Here is a 16937-nt window from a genome sequence, read left to right as displayed (position 1 = left end):
TCGCCTCGTACACATCGAGACGCGAACGTAATAAAACATTACGTTAAATTCTCCATTACTATTGTAGCAAACTCAGCGGGATTTTCCACATGAATTGCGTGTCCAGCGTCATTTACTGTCACATGGTGCGCATTTTTTAACAACGCTTTCATTTCTATTGCGATTCGACAAAATTTCCCATCAAGCGCACCAGTAATAAGCACTACAGACAAATCCATTTGTGTTAAATACGACCAATTCGAAGGTTGCTTGCCAGTCCCGATGCCTTGTAAGCTTCCTACTAAACCGTGTTCACTTTGAGTGAGTCGCTCTTTGCGAATAGCTTGACGTATGCTTGTAGGTAAACGTTTCTGCGAGTCGAACAACGCAATTTTTTCCCATGCATTTACAAAGGATTCCACACCATTTGCTGCTATTTTTTCAGCAAGCGCATGATCTCGCTCGCAACGTTCCATACGTTCTTCAGATGTTCGTAAACCTGGCGAAGCACTCTCTAATATGAGCTTCTCTACCCGTGTTGGATAGGAAATGGCATATGATAATGCGATACGCCCACCCATTGAATAGCCCAACAGTGTAAATTTTTCTAGCTGTAGTTGATGAAAGACTTCCTCTAAATCACTCAGTTGTTCTTGCATGGAGAAACGGCTAAAGTGCTCAGGTACAGCCGTTTGACCATGACCAATTAAATCAATTGCCACAATGCGTACTTGAGGCAAAGCACTCGCTAAATTTCGCCACGTCTCCGTACTTCCTGTAAAACCATGCAAAGCAACAAGCGTTTGCGATGCTTCTTCATTCCATATTTCTACATGTGTGTCAATGCCTCGAACGTTTAGCTTTGCCATGCTTTTAACCCTGCGTTAATAAGATTCCAAAGCGCACGATGGGCATAGACATTTTCTTCTCTATCTGTAAAGATTTCAAGTAAGCGTAAAGGGCGTTTTTTCACTATGCTAAATTTCGATAATAGCTCAGATATGTCCTCTACACGGATATATTCCATACCATACATATGTGCAATATCACGGAATTCAAGTGCCGTTGGCGTAGCAAATAAATCCTCATAATGTGCTTCCACTGTCGATTGAGGAAGATAAGAGAAAATCCCACCGCCATCATTATTCATGACAATAATCGTCATGTTACATTCTTGATAGCGAGATGCAATGAGCCCATTGACATCATGTAGAAAGGCTAAATCACCAATGAGAAGATAAGTTTCACGATTATTCACCTGACTAAAGCCCAGTGCTGTAGATACAACACCATCAATGCCATTTGCCCCACGATTTGCAAAAATACGCAAATCCTTCGTTGTTTTCATTAAAAATGTATCAATATCACGAATTGGCATACTACTGCTAACAAAAATATCACTACCACTTGGGATGAAGTCCAATAAACGACTCACCATCGCTCCCTCATCAATTGCTCCTGCTGTATAATGTTCGATATACTCAAGTGCAATATCATTGGCATCTTGCCATTCTGCTAAATATTCCGCTTCTAGTGCTGTTTCAGGAACATCTAAACGAACAAGCCAATCACCAATACTTGCATGAATAAAATGTGTCGATACACCTGTAGAATCTCGGAACATCGGATCTTCATCCACAACTATATAAGCATGTGGCTGTGACTTCGCAATAAATTGCATCATAAACTTCGAAACAGGCTGTGAACCTAAACGCAACACTGTTTCTGGTTCAACAAGCGCTTTAAATTCTTCACTTTTTAGGATCGCATCATAGGTTGAAATGATATATGGTAGACAATCTTCCGGCACCGAAGTCCGCATATTGGATAAGCTCTCTACAATTACCGGCCACTTCAATTGACGGATAAAGGCCCACAACATAGTTAAATCTGTACCTAGAGCAAGCTCACCTACAACTACAAAGCCTCTTTTCGTCGCTCGTAAGATGGACGCCAGCTCCTGCTGTGTTGCCAGAGAAGGTGTTAACTCAGCAATGCTACTTTGCTTAAAGGATGCTGCCGGCAACATCTCACAAAAATCAATAAGCAAGGGCTCGCGGAACGGTACATTAATGTGCACTGGTCCACATGGTGCGCTCGTCGCTATGGCAACTGCACGAGCAAGGTGACGCTCAATAAATGGCAATGTTGGCGCGGCGTCATCTGGAAGTGGAAAATCAACACTCCACTTGACATGTGTACCATATAAATTGGGTTGATCGATTGCTTGTGGCGCTCCTACCTCTCGTAATTCATGAGGTCGATCTGCTGTCAAAACGATTAATGGTACACGTGCATAACTTGCCTCAACGATTGCTGGGTAGTAATTTGCTGCCGCTGTACCTGATGTACATAATAGGACAACAGGTTGTGCTGTAGCTTTAGCAATACCTAGGGCGAAAAAAGCTGCCGATCGTTCATCTACTTGGCGATACATAGTAAGTTGCTTTGTTGATGCAACTGCATAAGCAAGTGGTGTCGAACGCGACCCTGGACTTACTACAACATTTTGTACACCTGCTTGTACTAATGATGCGACTATTTTATAAACATAATCAGTTAGTATCTTCCGTTCACTCATGTAATTGTCCTCCTAACGCACGAAGCATCGGACGGAATTTCACTAACGTTTCGTCATATTCTGATTGTGGTTCTGAATCTGCTACAATACCGCCACCTGCATATAAATAGGCTTTATCCTTTATTAATGCTGCCGAACGAATAGCCACTGCGAATTCGCCGTTTCCCTCAGCATCCATCCAACCGATTGGTGCAGCATAGAGTCCACGATTCATCGGCTCATATTTACGAATTGCTGCCATAGCTTCTTGTCTCGGCACACCACCTAAAGCTGGTGTTGGATGCAAGTACTTTGTCAATTGCAAAATAGTTGCTCCCTTATTTAGCTGACCTTCAACTGGTGTATATAAATGTTGAATATCTCTAATTTTTAGTAAGCGTGGACCATCTGGTATTTTGACATTGATACAATTGTTACGGAAAATATCTGCAATCATATCTACAACATATTGATGTTCGCCACCATTTTTCGGATCATTTAATAAGCTTTGTCCATAGTTATCATCTTCATCTGCTGTTTTACCACGTTTAATAGAGCCCGCCACACAAGATGAATACGCATGACCATTTTCAACCTTTACAAGTCGTTCAGGTGACGCACCAAAAAACAATAATTCGTCGCGCTCTAATCCAAATAAATAACTTTCCGGCTGTTCATGAATAATTTGCGATAGTATTTGTGGAGATGCTACCTGCTCTTTAAACTGTAGTGCAAGTGACCGTGCAATAACGACTTTATCGGCCTGCTTTGCCTTTATCAGTGCTGTCACTTGATCAATTGATGCTAGATATGGCTCCTTATAAGGCTCGAAATAACTTGTCATTTCTGGTTTTGAATACGTTTTCACTTCTTTTACCTGCGCGGCGTGAATTAAGTGATCACGCTCTTTACGTAGTGCTTCGAATTGGCCTTCTGCCTGCTTTTCTTTTGTGATAAGATGTATGCTCACATATGCTTTGTCATCACGCAAAACAAGCTGATATGTTGCCAGTGCAAAATACGCTTCAGGAAAACCCGTCCACTCCCCAGCCACATTATTTCGTGGATCAAATGTAAAGCCGCCAAATAAAATAGGCTGTAGCTCCGCTTGCCCCTTCACACAATTTTTCGTTAAATGCTTCCACTCCGCCTCCACTTCGTCAAAGCGTTCATTTTTGGCGTTGTTTTGAATCGTATGGGCATGTCCTAACCCCACTAATGTCATTGTTTTTTCTCTATTTTGCCAATAAAATCGTTCACCTTTATAACGCTCCTCGCCCGCCGCATAGAATGCTAGCGCCGATAAGCGACTTACTTCGATTGTTTCCATATAAAAATGAAGGTTTTGGCCCAAAGAGTCCACTTCTATTTCTGTGGTTTGGTACCACTTTTGTTGCATGAAAATTACCTCCGTTGTTGCAATGTAAATAATTAATATAGCCTCGGTGTAATAGTATCTACCTTTTTTTTATTCATTACAGATAAATAATACGTCCAGATTTGAATTGTTCTTTGGTTAGCAAGATGTTGGTCATTTCGATAGAGACACAGCACCTAGCGATTTAACGATGTTACCATAGTAGCTATCGCAAAAAACATACAAATTGTCTGGAACGATACCGGACTTTAACATGAGTCATTGGCATTTAGACATCCATTGAATCATGTTTAATACGCTAAAATAGTCGTCTTTCACTATTTGACGCTCGTATTCTTATATTTCCAGTTCATAAATGCATGTTCTATTGTATCATTTTTTTCAACTGAACAGTATGTAATAAGCTGTGAACCTATCCATTTTCTCTTTCTTCGTATAAAATAAGAAGAGTCTACAATAGTTGAAGGAGAGAAAGACCTTATGACCAAAGTCATTGAAGCTGATAGGGGTTTTAAAGTTTGGTGGCATTTAACACGACCACATACTTTAACCGCTTCATTCGTTCCAGTATTTTTAGGAACTGCGATTGCACTCGCAATTGATAAAGAAACAATTAATTTCGGACTATTTTTTGCTATGCTGATTGCAAGTATGCTCATCCAAGCAGCAACTAATATGTTCAACGAATACTATGATTACAAACTAGGACTTGATAATGAACACTCTGTTGGTATTGGCGGCACGATCGTTCGTCATGGTGTCCGGCCAAAAACGATTATGATGATTGCCTTAAGCTTTTATGCTATAGCGATGCTTCTTGGCATTTATATTTGTGCCTCAACTTCTTGGTGGCTTGCCGCCGTAGGACTCGTTTGCATGCTTATTGGTTTTTTATATACTGGTGGGCCTTATCCAATTGCCTATTCACCGTTTGGAGAAATAGTTTCTGGTGCTGTTATGGGAATGGGTATTGTCTTAATCGCCTTTTACATTCAAACGCTTACAGTAACACTTGATGCGATTTTACTGTCAGTACCAAGTATGATTTTAGTTGGTGGCATCATGCTGTCAAATAATATTCGTGACATCGTTGGCGATACAGAAGGTGGTCGTAAAACACTTGCTATTTTAGTAGGTCGTGACCGTGCTATTTCTGTATTATCTGGCTTTTTCATCGTGTCGTACTTATGGGTACTTGCACTAGTAGCAATTGACGGTATTACCTTTTGGGCACTTATTATTTTCCTAAGCGTACCGAAACCGCTTCGTGCCATCCAAATTTTCCGCGACAAAAAAGAAGCCAAAGAAGTAATGCCTGCGATGAAGTATACAGCGCAAACAAATACAATTTTCGGCTTCCTATTAGGAGTAGGTCTACTGATAAATTACTTTTTCTACTAATAAATGTGCGGCAACCTTAGCGGGTTGCTGCTTTTTTTACATATTGTCGAATATTATTACTTGCAATACCGCGTACCTCTTCGTCTGAAAAATGTTCACGTAAAGCTTCCAGTAAATTTTGTGCTTCCCCAGCATGTGCCAATCCCTGAACTGTCTTATTAATCCCGTCATAGTCTGAACCTAGCCCGATATGCTCAACCCCTACTAAATTCGCTAGATGCTTCACATGTGTCACTAAATCTTCTAATGTCGCATTGACACCTATAAATTCAGGAAAGTACACAACATGGATATGACCACCATGCGCTACAAGTGCCTTGGCCTGCTCATCTGTTAAATTACGTGGATGGTCACAAAGTGCACGTGCATTACTGTGACTGGCGATAATATGTTTTGCTAGTGGCAAGACATCCCAGAAACCTTGCTCATTTAAATGAGATACATCTACGATAATATCTCGCTCATTTAGTACATTTACTACTTCTTTTCCAAATGGTTTTAAGCCCAATTTGGCATCTTGATCTGCGCCAAAGGCCACGGCATTTTCCTCATTCCATGTGAGTCCAACAAGCTTCACGCCGGCATCTAAAATGGCCGATAGCTTTGCTAAGTCTTCACCGATAGAACTACAACCCTCTAAGCTTAAAATAGCGCCTATTTCATATGGAGCTAATGTCTCTAATTGTGACCAATCTGTTATATGGACCATGCCTTCGGTTTGTAAAACATGCGTATGGAAAGCTTCAATTTGACGCATGACTTCTAAAAATTTCAAGCTCTGTGGGATATCCGGTTTAATAAAAATAGCAAACACCTGTGCTTTGACTTGCCCTAATTGCAGTCTTTCTTTGTTTGCATGTAAACGATCATCATTAGTAAATTTTGCAAATTCTAACTCCGTTAATTTCATCAATACATCACAATGTAAATCTATAATTTCCATATCCTCACCTCTTACAGCTATTATACTGCTCATGGAGAGAATACTTGTAATTAATTTTTATCAGAAGGTGTATCTGATGAGCCAAATTCTTCAACCTCTACGAAATCATCCGATTTTGGTGATGCTGATAATACTTCTTCTTCTACTGGTCTTAGCTCTTCTTCTTTTTGCTCCGCGTGCTCTACACACGTCATTGCTTTTGGCATAGCTTCTAAGCGCCCCTGCGGAATTTCCTCCCCACAGACAGCACATTTGCCGTATGTTCCGTCTTGCATCGCTTGAAGTGCACGTTTAATTTCCTCAGCATTATCACCACGGTGCTCATCGATAGCCATTTCAGTTAGCTGATCTGTTAAATCACTCGCATTGTCTGCTGGATGATTATCATAATTAGATAATTCTGTCGCTTCTGGGCGCTCTGATTCCTCAAGCTGTTGTTCTATTTCCTGCAATTCTTGCTCTAATTGCTGTTTTAACTTTTCCATAAATTGTTGGTTCAAAAAAATCTCCTCCTCATGCTTTCATTTTTTCCTAAAATAATGGTTCTAAAACATAAAGCATGACAAGGAATTGCTTAATTTTTCGAATAGATCATTATTACATCGTGTAAAAATTGCGTTGCACCCGCTGTTACACGCTCATCATAGTAGGCTGTAAAACGCTCATCATCGACATACATTTGCACTAAACCAGCATGTGCTTCCTTTGAATATTGTGGCCATGAAAAACTTAGCCAACGCTTATGAAGCTCTGCTACCTCCATAGCTACATCATTTTTTGTTTCGCCGATCTTCATTGCCTCTTTTAAACGTTCAAATAATTGCTGTTCTAGCTGTTGCATAGCAGTAAATTGCTCCTCCGTCATATTTTTCATTTTAGCATTCGATGCCTCTACCGTGTCATTGCCATATTTCGCACGAATTTCTTCCCCATATTGCTTTTCATTGTCCTCGATTAGCTTTTCTTTAAAGCCTTTAAATTTCTCTTCGTTTGTCATTGGATATTCCTCCTCGAATGATTGAATTGTTTTTTCTACTGTCTGCAATAATTTTTCAAGTTGCTCTTTTCGTTGAAGCAGGGCAATACGATGACTTTCTAATGCCTCCTTATGCTGAAAATCAGGTGCCCGTAAAATTTGCTGAATTGTTGCCAACTTCATATCTAAAGCTCTATAAAATAAAATTTGCTGAAGTAAATCCACCTCTTTTTGTCCATAAAATCGATATCCAGCTTCGTTTGTTCTTGCCGGCTTTAACAAATCAATCTCATCATAATAGCGTAACGTTCTTGTACTGACACCAGACAAATTGGCTAGTTCCTGTATCGCATATTCCACCATTTCCACCTCCACTACCCATACTCTAAACCTTTACGCAACGTCAATGTCAAGGGAATAAATGAACATTTTCAGTCGTTTTTTAGACATATCCAAATACGCGATTTTACTACAAGATTACTTGGTGACAAAAAGGGCATCTCAATTTATCTTTGAGATGCCTTCTTTTACTATTTTGCATATTTACCATGCCACATAATATTACGATAGTTTTCTGCATCTGTATCACCTTCTGTATTGAAAAACAATACACGGGAATGCTCGTCTATTTTTAAAGCACCATCTCTTAGTTCTGTATAATGCTCATTTGTCATCAATTCGTAAAAACATCCAAAAGGTGCTGCACCTGATTCCCCTGCAATAATACGAGGATCTGTGCCAATGGCATTACCTAACACTCTCATACCAGTGGCAGCAACAGTTTCATGACAGCAAATTCCAATCTTCGTATAGGTTTTTAAAATTTCCCAGGCCACTGGATTCGGTTCTCCACAAGCAAGCCCGGCCATAATAGTTTGCATGTCCCCTCCAACTGTTACATAATGGGGTGCTCCTTGTTTAAAGCTTTCATAGAAGCAATTTGCCGCATAAGGCTCTACTAAAACAAATGTAATTTCTTGTGCATAACATTGCGTTAAATAAGCCACAACCGCACCTGCAAAAGACCCTACTCCCGCTTGTAAAAATACATGTGTAGGAGGCTTTTCCAGCTGATCCACCGCTTCTTTTACAAGTGTTGTATAGCCTTGCATAATCCATAGTGGTATTTCCTCATAACCTTCCCACATTGTATCCTGTAAGATAACCCAGCCATTATTTTTCGCAAGTTTCGCGGTATAACGTACCGTATCATCATAGTTCATAGTCGTAATTTCTGCATAAGCACCTTCATTCTTAATATTTTGTAAGCGTTCTGCTGCACTACCCTCAGGCATATAAATTCGTGCTTTAAAGCCAAGCTCTCTAGCAGCCCAAGCAACCCCACGTCCATGATTACCATCTGTCGTGGAGATAAACGTTAAATCTCCTAACTGGTCCTTTACCTCAGATGATTTCAACTCCTCAAACGACAGCTCATCAATATTTTTGCCTAATAATTTGGCAACGTACTGCCCAATCGCATAAATACCACCTAACACTTTAAAGGCATTTAAGCCAAATCTATAAGACTCATCCTTCACAAAAATATTACGGACTCCTACAAATGAAGCTAACGTATCTAAGTTATGTAATGGAGTCATTTCAAACTTCTCATAGGAACGATGAAATCTCCCGACGCGATTCACCTGTTCCATCGTAAAATTATGCAGCAGATGTCCTACTTGTTCTAGGTTCTCCTGTAAATGATATTGTTGATTTGCAACCCACATTATTTTGTCATCCATCTAGATCCTCCTAATATTTGTTCTATCATCATCTTAGCTTAAATAGATATCAAACTCAAAATACCATAAAACCATATAATAGGTAATTAAACTTTTCTAATACTTTTAAATAAAAAACGCTATACCTACATCGACAATAGATGAGGTATAGCATTTCAATTTTAGTAAGTTATTTTGTCAATGTTATTTGACAAAAATTTCTTCAACTTGGTCCAGCATTATATTCGCTGCAAGAATACCACCAGCTGTATTCCATATGACATCGTCAACTTTGTAGGCATTTCCTTTTTGTACAGCAGATAAGTTTTTCCAAAGAGGATCTTGTGTCCATTCTGTTTCAGTCGCTAATGCTGAATCGTCTCCCGTTGGTGTATAAGTGAAATAGAAAATTACATCGCCATCCATTTTTGGTATTACTTCTTTTCCTACTTCAATCGCTAAATTACCTAATTTAGCATTGTTTTTAAATAATTCTTCTTGTGCTGGAACCCGTTTAAAGCCTAGAGCATCAAACACAACACCTGAGAATGAATCAGTATAATAAATTCGAGATTTATCAGTCATAAAGCGAACGAATGATACTTCTTGATTTGTTTTGTCGCCTAACTTCTCTTTAACAGCTTGAAGTTTGTCATCGTATGCTTTTAAAACTTCTTCACCTTTAGTTTCTTGATTTACTGCTTTTGCATAAAGCTTAAAGTTTTCTTTCCAATCTCCACGTAATGTTTCTGAGAAAACAGTTGGCGCAATTTTGCTTAGTTTTGCATAATCCTTTTCTTGTCTTAATTTATTACCGATGATTAAATCAGGTTTTAATGAAGCGATTTTTTCAATATTAATTTCATGTTCAATGCCGACTACTTCAACACCATCCATTTGATCCTTAATATGATCATACCAAGGGTCACCTGTCCATGATTGTACTGCACCCACAGGCTTCATACCTAACGCTAAAATAGCTTCTGTTCCTTCGTTTGTTAATACAACAACACGTTTTGGTGTGTCTTTTATTTCAGTTGTGCCCATTGAATGTTCAACACTATATGTTTTACTGTCATTTGTGCTCTCTTCTTTAGTGTTTTCCTTAGAATTGCCACATGCAGCTAAAACAAATAGTGCCATCACTGCAAGCAATACTAGTAACTTTTGAAATGCTTTTTGCACTTTTCTTCCCCCAATGTATATGATAGAATGTTTAAGCAGATTCAACGATAATGAGAATCAATTTCACCTACTTGAGAACGATATTAATAATATTGTATGAATCTTTTACTGTCAATAAATATTTAATAATTTTGTTTATATGTAATGACAATCTATTCAGGAAAGAGTTTGACTTCATATGATTTTAAAAACTAATTTTTCAAAAACTATTGCATTAATAGTAGGAACACTATTGTTACTGCTTTGTATGGGTATAAGTATTGTATATGGCTATGCAAATACCTCCATTCAAACTACTTATCAATCTTTTACTCATTTTAATCATTCTAACGAACATATTATTATTCAAAATGTTCGTATTCCCAGAGCTCTCATAGCTACTTGCGTGGGAGCTTCCTTAGCTATTACAGGTGTACTGATGCAGACTTTGACCAAGAATCCTTTAGCCTCACCTGGGATCCTGGGAATTAATGCAGGAGCCGGCTTTGCAGTCGTGTTTGCGATGATTTTTTTCCATATATCTCATTTGCAATCCTTTGCATGGATTGCTTTTTTAGGCGCCACAATTGCGGCACTGTCTGTTTACGGTATTAGCTCTTCTGGTAGAGACGCCGTAACACCAGTCAAAATAACCTTAGCTGGAGCAGCTGTCAGTGCATTATTTGCTTCTTTTACCCAGGGCCTGCTTGCAACTAACGAAGCAGAGCTCGATCAAGTATTATTTTGGTTAGCTGGTTCTGTACAAGGTAGAAAATTAGAAATTCTGCTATCGGTACTACCCTATTTGGTCATTGGTTGGATTGGTGCTTTACTGATATCTTCCAAAATGAACGTCCTTGCCCTTGGAGATGATGTAGCGAGAGGATTAGGTTTACCATTAGGCTTCATGAAAATGGCTGTGGGTGTTATTGTTATTTTATTAGCCGGTGGTTCAGTTGCAATTGCTGGGCCTATAGGTTTTATCGGGATTGTCGTTCCTCATTTTGCACGAAAATTTGTTGGAACAGACCATCGTTGGCTTATCCCAATGGCCGCTCTATTAGGCGGAATACTTCTATTATTAGCCGATGTAGCAGCGCGTTATATCATTATGCCACAAGAAGTACCTGTAGGCGTCATGACAGCAATAATCGGCACACCCTTCTTTATTTACCTAGCGCGAAAAGGGGAGAAAAAATAATGAAGCACTTAAAAACCATTCGATTATTACAAAATAAAATTTCCTTTTTGCTTGATGTGAAAGCCTCTAAGAAAATCACGGTGATAAACCTTATAGCCGTAATTATTTTCTTCTTTAGTGCCTCATTGGGTGATTCTTTCATTAATCCAGTTAAGGTATTCCAAGCCTTTATCGGTCAGGGTTCCGAGTTCGATCAATTAATTATTGTTGATTTCCGATTGCCTAGAATTTTCATTGCTGCTTTTGCAGGTATGGCTTTAGCGGTAGCAGGTGCTATTTTACAGGGGATTATTAAAAACCCACTAGCCTCTCCAGATATAATTGGGATTTCAGCAGGTGGTGGAGCTGCAGTAGTTGGCTTTTTAGCCTTATTTAGTGATGCCAATCATTCCTTAACAGTCAGTATTGAATGGCTACCACTCGCAGGATTTATCGGAGCAACATTTGTTGGCATTATCGTTTATTTATTCGCTTGGAAAGATGGTGTCACACCAAACCGCCTGGTTTTGATAGGTATTGGTGTTTCAGCTTTTATGCAAGCCATTACCACCATGTTGATGATTATTGGTCCTATTTATCAAGCAAGTGAGGCAAATAAGTGGATAACAGGAAGCGTTAAAAGTGCAGACTGGGAACAGGTACAAATAATTGTTCCATTGATTGGAGGGCTCCTTCTTATCACTTTCTTTATTACACGACAATTAAATGTTCAAGAATTAGGAGATGATACGGCTGCTAGTTTAGGACAAGCCGTCCAAAAAACACGTCTCTTGTTAATATTATTAAGCGCAAGTCTAGTAGCTAGCGCCATTTCTTTCGCGGGTGCTATAGGCTTTGTAGGCTTAATGGCACCACATATTGCTCGACGTATTGTAGGTCCATCATTTGGCGTTTTATTGCCAACATCCGCAGCAATTGGCGCATTACTCGTTATGGTTGCAGATATTATTGGGCGTACAGCATTTAGCCCGTTAGAAGTACCAGCTGGTGTATTTACTGCTGCCATTGGTGCTCCCTATTTCATCTATTTATTATTTAGAAACCCTAGAAAATAAAGGAGTCAGATTGCATGACTGAATCTATAGAAACCAAATCACTTACACTTAGTTATGGAGATACCAACATCATTGAAAATCTAGATTTGGCTATTCCAATGAATGAGATTACGGTGTTAATTGGAGCAAATGGTTGTGGTAAATCCACACTGTTACGTTCAATAGCTCGATTATTAAAGCCTAAAAATGGAGCTGTGCTATTAGACGGATTGGATATTTTCTCATTATCTACCAAGCAAGTGGCAAAGAAACTTTCCATTCTTCCTCAGTCACCTGTAGCACCAGAAGGTTTAACGGTTCTCCAACTTGTTAAACAAGGCCGCTATCCTCATCAGAGTTGGCGCAAGCAATGGACACAACAAGATGAAGAAATAGTGTTAAATGCATTAAAAGCAACGGGTGTTGAACATCTTCAAGATAAACCCGTAGATGAGCTGTCAGGTGGTCAACGTCAACGTGCATGGATTGCAATGACACTTGCACAAGATACAGATATAATTTTATTAGATGAACCAACAACTTACTTGGATTTAACACATCAAATAGAAGTGTTAGATTTGCTATACGTTTTAAATCAGCAACAAAATCGGACAATCATTATGGTCCTTCATGATATTAATCTGGCATGTCGCTATGCTGATCACATCATTACCGTTCGTGATCGTGCGGTGTTTAAACAAGGAAAGCCTGAGGAGATCATGACTACCTCGTTGGTGAAGCATGTTTTTGATCTTGAATGTCAAATGACCGAAGACCCGATTTTTGGTACCCCATTATGCATTCCTTTTGGTAAGGGACGTAAAATCTATTAAATTAACACACAGTAGCAAGTAAGTTACACAAACGTTTCAAATTTCTTTTCCCAGTTGTTTGCAGCACTCGATAAGATTATTAATTTCCCTAAATTCCTTTTGCTTTTGAAAACGGCGTTATCGTCATTTTCTATAACAGCAGAAGGAATTTTTAGTTCCCCCAACTGTTCAGTATAATAAAGCGCCGTTTATCGCCCATGAATGGATCGAGAAAACGAAAATCGGGGCTTTCTGTTATGATTTATACATAAAAAAATGCAGTAGATAAGATTTATATCTACTGCATTTTTAGTATGGCCAACGCCAGGTCATTGACTTTATGAGAAAACAAATATTTTCACTCAGAAAGCCTTGTGAATCCCTATTATTTATCTTTGTACTGTAATTGTTTGTAAAGTGAAATCTAACTTATTGCCATTAGAATCCATAATAGCATTACTTGGTGAAGCTTGTATCGTAACACTTCTACCGTTTTCAAATAAATATCCACTCTGAGATATTGTAATCAGCACTCTATCATTGCCTTGTGCATAGGTACTTGCTGCTATCGAAGAACCATTCACATTAATATTAAAGTCCATATTATTAACGTTTATTACTGGCTCACTGAACACAACCTCCAATGTTTGTGAATTGCTAACATTAACAGTCACAACCTTTGGTGCAATATTTTCTTTAAGATTAACTGTTGTTCTCACCTCATCGAATGCTTCCATAGAGTTTGCTGCTCTTAAGCCTTTAATCGTGAAATTTCGTGTACCATTAAAATAATTCGAATCTTTTTTCACTGTGAGTTTAATACGATTTAAATTGGATGCTTCTACAACTGCACTTTCTACCTGAGCATTATCAATACTATAATTTTGCACGTTTTGAGCAAGTGCTGGATCAACAGGATAATTGAAGTTTAAATAAACAATATTATTATCTTTAATAGAATAATCTGTCGCAGATGTTTGAATTGGGTTGTACTGCGTTAAGGCCAGTTTATTACCATTAACACTTAAATCACCATTACGTGTGAATTTTACATTTTGCACTTCATTAATAGGCACACCGTATAAATTTGTAACATTAAATAAAGTTAGTTTGCCATCGTAAAGAGCTCCCTTTGTATCGTAAGGGCCTAGCAGACCTGCAATTTTAACACGTAATTTTGTAGGTTGATCTTTTACGGTATGAATATCACCTTGAGATCCTCTTGATACCTCATACAAAATGTGATTATTCATATAGCTTCCCGTAAATGAAGCTTTTGCGTAAGATCCTAACTGGACAGGTTTATCCAACGTTAATTGTAAATATTCAACATTATCCTCATAAACAATTTCAGAACTTATTAAAACAGGCGCTTTATCATCTCTTATAAAGTTATACACTGTTGAGAAAGTGGCCGCTTCACCTGATAAGTCGGTAATGACACGACCAGCTGCTGTTCCAATAGTAGTAATTCCTTGAAGTATATTTTTTGGATCAACCGTCACATTGATTAAGCGACCATTTTTAGGATCTTTCTCTATTTTGTTCACGGATAAAGAAGTCTGTCCGCTTTTAATTAAAAGATCATATCCATAAAGTGGTTGAATCTCTTCTGAGAATAGTAACTGGAATGTATTTGGACCAGTTTGTGTGACAGAAGATAATGTTGGTGGAATACCATCCTTATCTCCTTTTTTCACTGTTACAGTGGCAGGGTTTGGAGAAATTATATTTCCTGACAAATCTGTAGCCGCTACGAATGTAATCTGCATAGCTGTACCTGGTGTTAAATAACTACCATTCACTGTTGCAGCTGATAAATCAAAGGTTGCTTCAGTTGAGTTTTGTTCAATACTGCCTGTTACATTCATTACTCTTGTTCCATTTGGTAATGTAAATTGAATGCGTTCATTTTGGAATGCTGCCATCGGCTCGGAAAACTGGACTTTTACGATTGACGAGTTGTTTCCTTGCGTTGTTCCCAGAATAGTAGGTGGTTGTGAATCCCCAGCAACGACAAAATTTGCATCAGTTTTTGTAAGCAGTAAGCCTTTTTCAGACTTGATGTTATTTAACACATAACGATGTGTACCTTTTAATGGCTCATTTACTGTAAAGATGACTGATTTTCTATCAGTACTAATTTCTGTTTTCACAATTGATAGTGCTCTTAAAGTATCTACATTAGAGAAAGCCACAATATTATCCTGTAATTTTCCATCTGCTTTTACTACAGAGAGCGGGTCAATTGCTAGGTTGAAAACAACTTTGATTTGAGAGGCGTTGATGCCCTCAATCGATTGCACCTTTAGCTCATTGACTTCATATGTAACAACAGCTGAATAGGATTTATCGTTAATTTTAAAATCTACCTTTGTCTCCACATTTTCAGTAAGTGGCGTTGCTAATGTTACCTTATGGCTTGTCCCATCTGTTAATGTAACTTGTAGTGTATTGGCATCTACAACTTTAACCGTTTGGATGAGTAAAGCATGTTCTTTTATCATATCATCGATATTTGTCATAGTACGATGTAAAAAAGATGCAAATTGGCCACGTGTTAATGTGTTCGCTGGATTAAATGCTTTGACGTTTGTAATCTTTGCATACTCTAGTGCAATAACTGCCTCACGATTTTCTATTGAGGTATTTTTTAAATCTGTAATAGAAGATTTATAGTTTTCTTCTTTATACTTCGCAATTAAATCGATATCATAAACTGTTTCAATAGCACTTACTAAATAAGAAGCCATTTGTTCACGTGTAATATTTTCGGAAGGCGATAACTTGTTATTAGTACCTTTGGAAATACCAGTATCGTATATAAGTGCTGCATATTGTAGTAACTCTTTATCTTTTGTAGATGCAGGCTGCAAGTCTGTAAAACGTACTTTTTTATTGTAATCTGCTGGCACTTGATAGTGTTCTGATACAAGCCATTTCCCTAAAAATTTAGTGACATTACCACGTGTAAGAGTAGCGTTGGGTCTAAATGTACCGTCAGTATATCCACCTACAATTTTTGCATCTGCTAGTGCTAAAATTCCCTCTTTATGGTCACTCTTTGCAATATCTGTAAAGGAGGCTGCACTTGCAGTAGGAACAACAGCTGTCGCAATTAAGGCAGCAGATGCTGTACTCACAATCCATTTACTTTGCTTTTTTTTCACATTAATAACCTCCTATTAATTCTATTCATCTCTATTATAAAAGAAAGATGGATTTATTCCAAAGGATATACCAATATTATCGAGTTTTACCATGGAATATTTGTCTAATTATATAGTAAACAATTAGCAAATAGAAATATTTTGAGATGGATTGACAAAGAAGATGATCATAAGAATCAACTTTTGATTAAACAATTGTTAAAAGCTTTCTTATTAAGGATAATATTTAGTACAACTACACCTAACATTCACAATAAACAAATCTCATAACGACTCTTGCTAATAGATAATAGTCGGTGGAAAAGTTAAGGAGAAAAATTGAAACGCTTTACCGAATTTACCACTCAATATGACAATGACTTGGATTGGGAACAACAAACGAGGCGTTTATAGAGCAACTATTGTATTAGATTTAAAAAGCATCATAAAAAAAAAGCAGTAGATGTATTTTACATCTACTGCTTTTTGGTATGACCCCTACGGGATTCGAACCCGTGTTACCGCCGTGAAAGGGCGGTGTCTTAACCGCTTGACCAAGGGGCCAATGGCGGAGAAGGAGGGATTTGAACCCTCGCGCCGGTTACCCGACCTACAC

Annotated in this window: 13 protein-coding genes and 1 tRNA gene; 4 read left to right on the top strand and 10 right to left on the bottom strand. The window is 38.3% G+C overall.

Translation table 11 applies throughout. The features are described from left to right. Positions 1-38: 38 nt before the first annotated feature. From menH to C9J35_RS02540, 3 genes are read right to left on the bottom strand one after another with little or no spacing between them, the layout of a single operon-like run. Positions 39-848 (bottom strand): 2-succinyl-6-hydroxy-2,4-cyclohexadiene-1-carboxylate synthase, encoded by an 810-nt coding sequence (menH, locus tag C9J35_RS02550; RefSeq protein ID WP_107923311.1) that lies wholly within the window; start codon positions 846-848, stop codon positions 39-41. Then, positions 836-2560: a 2-succinyl-5-enolpyruvyl-6-hydroxy-3-cyclohexene-1-carboxylic-acid synthase gene (menD, locus tag C9J35_RS02545; RefSeq protein WP_107923310.1), complete on the bottom strand. Its 1725-nt coding sequence runs from the start codon at positions 2558-2560 to the stop codon at positions 836-838. Before menD ends, menH begins: the two co-directional genes overlap by 13 nt. Beyond that, positions 2553-3938 (bottom strand): isochorismate synthase, encoded by a 1386-nt coding sequence (locus tag C9J35_RS02540; RefSeq protein ID WP_107923309.1) that lies wholly within the window; start codon positions 3936-3938, stop codon positions 2553-2555. Before C9J35_RS02540 ends, menD begins: the two co-directional genes overlap by 8 nt. Positions 3939-4397: 459 nt before the next feature. Here C9J35_RS02540 and C9J35_RS02535 point away from each other — a divergent pair, with 459 nt between their 5' ends. Continuing rightward, a complete protein-coding gene (locus tag C9J35_RS02535; RefSeq protein ID WP_107923308.1) occupies positions 4398-5318 on the top strand; it encodes a 1,4-dihydroxy-2-naphthoate polyprenyltransferase in 921 nt (306 codons plus the stop codon). Positions 5319-5334: 16 nt separating this feature from the next. Here C9J35_RS02535 and C9J35_RS02530 read toward each other — a convergent pair whose 3' ends face one another. The 5 genes from C9J35_RS02530 to C9J35_RS02510 all read right to left on the bottom strand — a co-directional run bounded on the left by C9J35_RS02530 (position 5335) and on the right by C9J35_RS02510 (position 10146). Next, positions 5335-6261, bottom strand: a complete 927-nt coding sequence (locus tag C9J35_RS02530; RefSeq protein WP_107923307.1) for a dipeptidase — start codon at positions 6259-6261, stop codon at positions 5335-5337. A 50-nt stretch (positions 6262-6311) separates the two neighbouring features. Beyond that, positions 6312-6761 carry a TraR/DksA C4-type zinc finger protein gene (locus tag C9J35_RS02525; RefSeq protein ID WP_054767224.1) on the bottom strand — a complete coding sequence of 150 codons (450 nt, stop codon included), beginning with the start codon at positions 6759-6761 and terminating at the stop codon, positions 6312-6314. A 74-nt stretch (positions 6762-6835) separates the two neighbouring features. Continuing rightward, a complete protein-coding gene (locus C9J35_RS02520; RefSeq protein WP_107923306.1) occupies positions 6836-7597 on the bottom strand; it encodes a MerR family transcriptional regulator in 762 nt (253 codons plus the stop codon). A 170-nt stretch (positions 7598-7767) separates the two neighbouring features. Continuing rightward, positions 7768-8982, bottom strand: coding sequence for a diaminopropionate ammonia-lyase (gene dpaL, locus C9J35_RS02515; RefSeq protein WP_054767223.1), 1215 nt, complete (start codon positions 8980-8982; stop codon positions 7768-7770). A gap of 183 nt (positions 8983-9165) precedes the next feature. After that, positions 9166-10146, bottom strand: coding sequence for an ABC transporter substrate-binding protein (locus C9J35_RS02510; protein WP_107923305.1), 981 nt, complete (start codon positions 10144-10146; stop codon positions 9166-9168). A 178-nt stretch (positions 10147-10324) separates the two neighbouring features. Between C9J35_RS02510 and C9J35_RS02505 the strand changes: the two genes are divergently transcribed. The 3 genes from C9J35_RS02505 to C9J35_RS02495 are packed head-to-tail and all read left to right on the top strand — an operon-like array spanning position 10325 to position 13193. After that, positions 10325-11326 carry a FecCD family ABC transporter permease gene (locus tag C9J35_RS02505; protein ID WP_107923304.1) on the top strand — a complete coding sequence of 334 codons (1002 nt, stop codon included), beginning with the start codon at positions 10325-10327 and terminating at the stop codon, positions 11324-11326. Continuing rightward, a complete protein-coding gene (locus C9J35_RS02500; RefSeq protein ID WP_107923303.1) occupies positions 11326-12381 on the top strand; it encodes a FecCD family ABC transporter permease in 1056 nt (351 codons plus the stop codon). Before C9J35_RS02505 ends, C9J35_RS02500 begins: the two co-directional genes overlap by 1 nt. A 14-nt stretch (positions 12382-12395) precedes the next feature. Then, positions 12396-13193, top strand: a complete 798-nt coding sequence (locus C9J35_RS02495) for an ABC transporter ATP-binding protein (protein ID WP_054767222.1) — start codon at positions 12396-12398, stop codon at positions 13191-13193. A gap of 368 nt (positions 13194-13561) precedes the next feature. Here C9J35_RS02495 and C9J35_RS02490 read toward each other — a convergent pair whose 3' ends face one another. Together C9J35_RS02490 and C9J35_RS02485 are read right to left on the bottom strand one after the other, a co-directional pair. Then, positions 13562-16342 (bottom strand): S-layer homology domain-containing protein, encoded by a 2781-nt coding sequence (locus tag C9J35_RS02490; protein WP_107923302.1) that lies wholly within the window; start codon positions 16340-16342, stop codon positions 13562-13564. Positions 16343-16813: 471 nt separating this feature from the next. Next, positions 16814-16885: transfer RNA gene (locus C9J35_RS02485), tRNA-Glu, on the bottom strand. Positions 16886-16937 lie beyond the last annotated feature (52 nt).

This window comes from Lysinibacillus parviboronicapiens (assembly GCF_003049575.1).
In the GTDB taxonomy this organism is placed as follows: Bacteria; Bacillota; Bacilli; order Bacillales_A; family Planococcaceae; genus Lysinibacillus; species Lysinibacillus parviboronicapiens.
The sequence above is the reverse complement of the archived record's forward strand: the minus strand, read 5'-3'. Positions and strand labels throughout refer to the sequence as shown.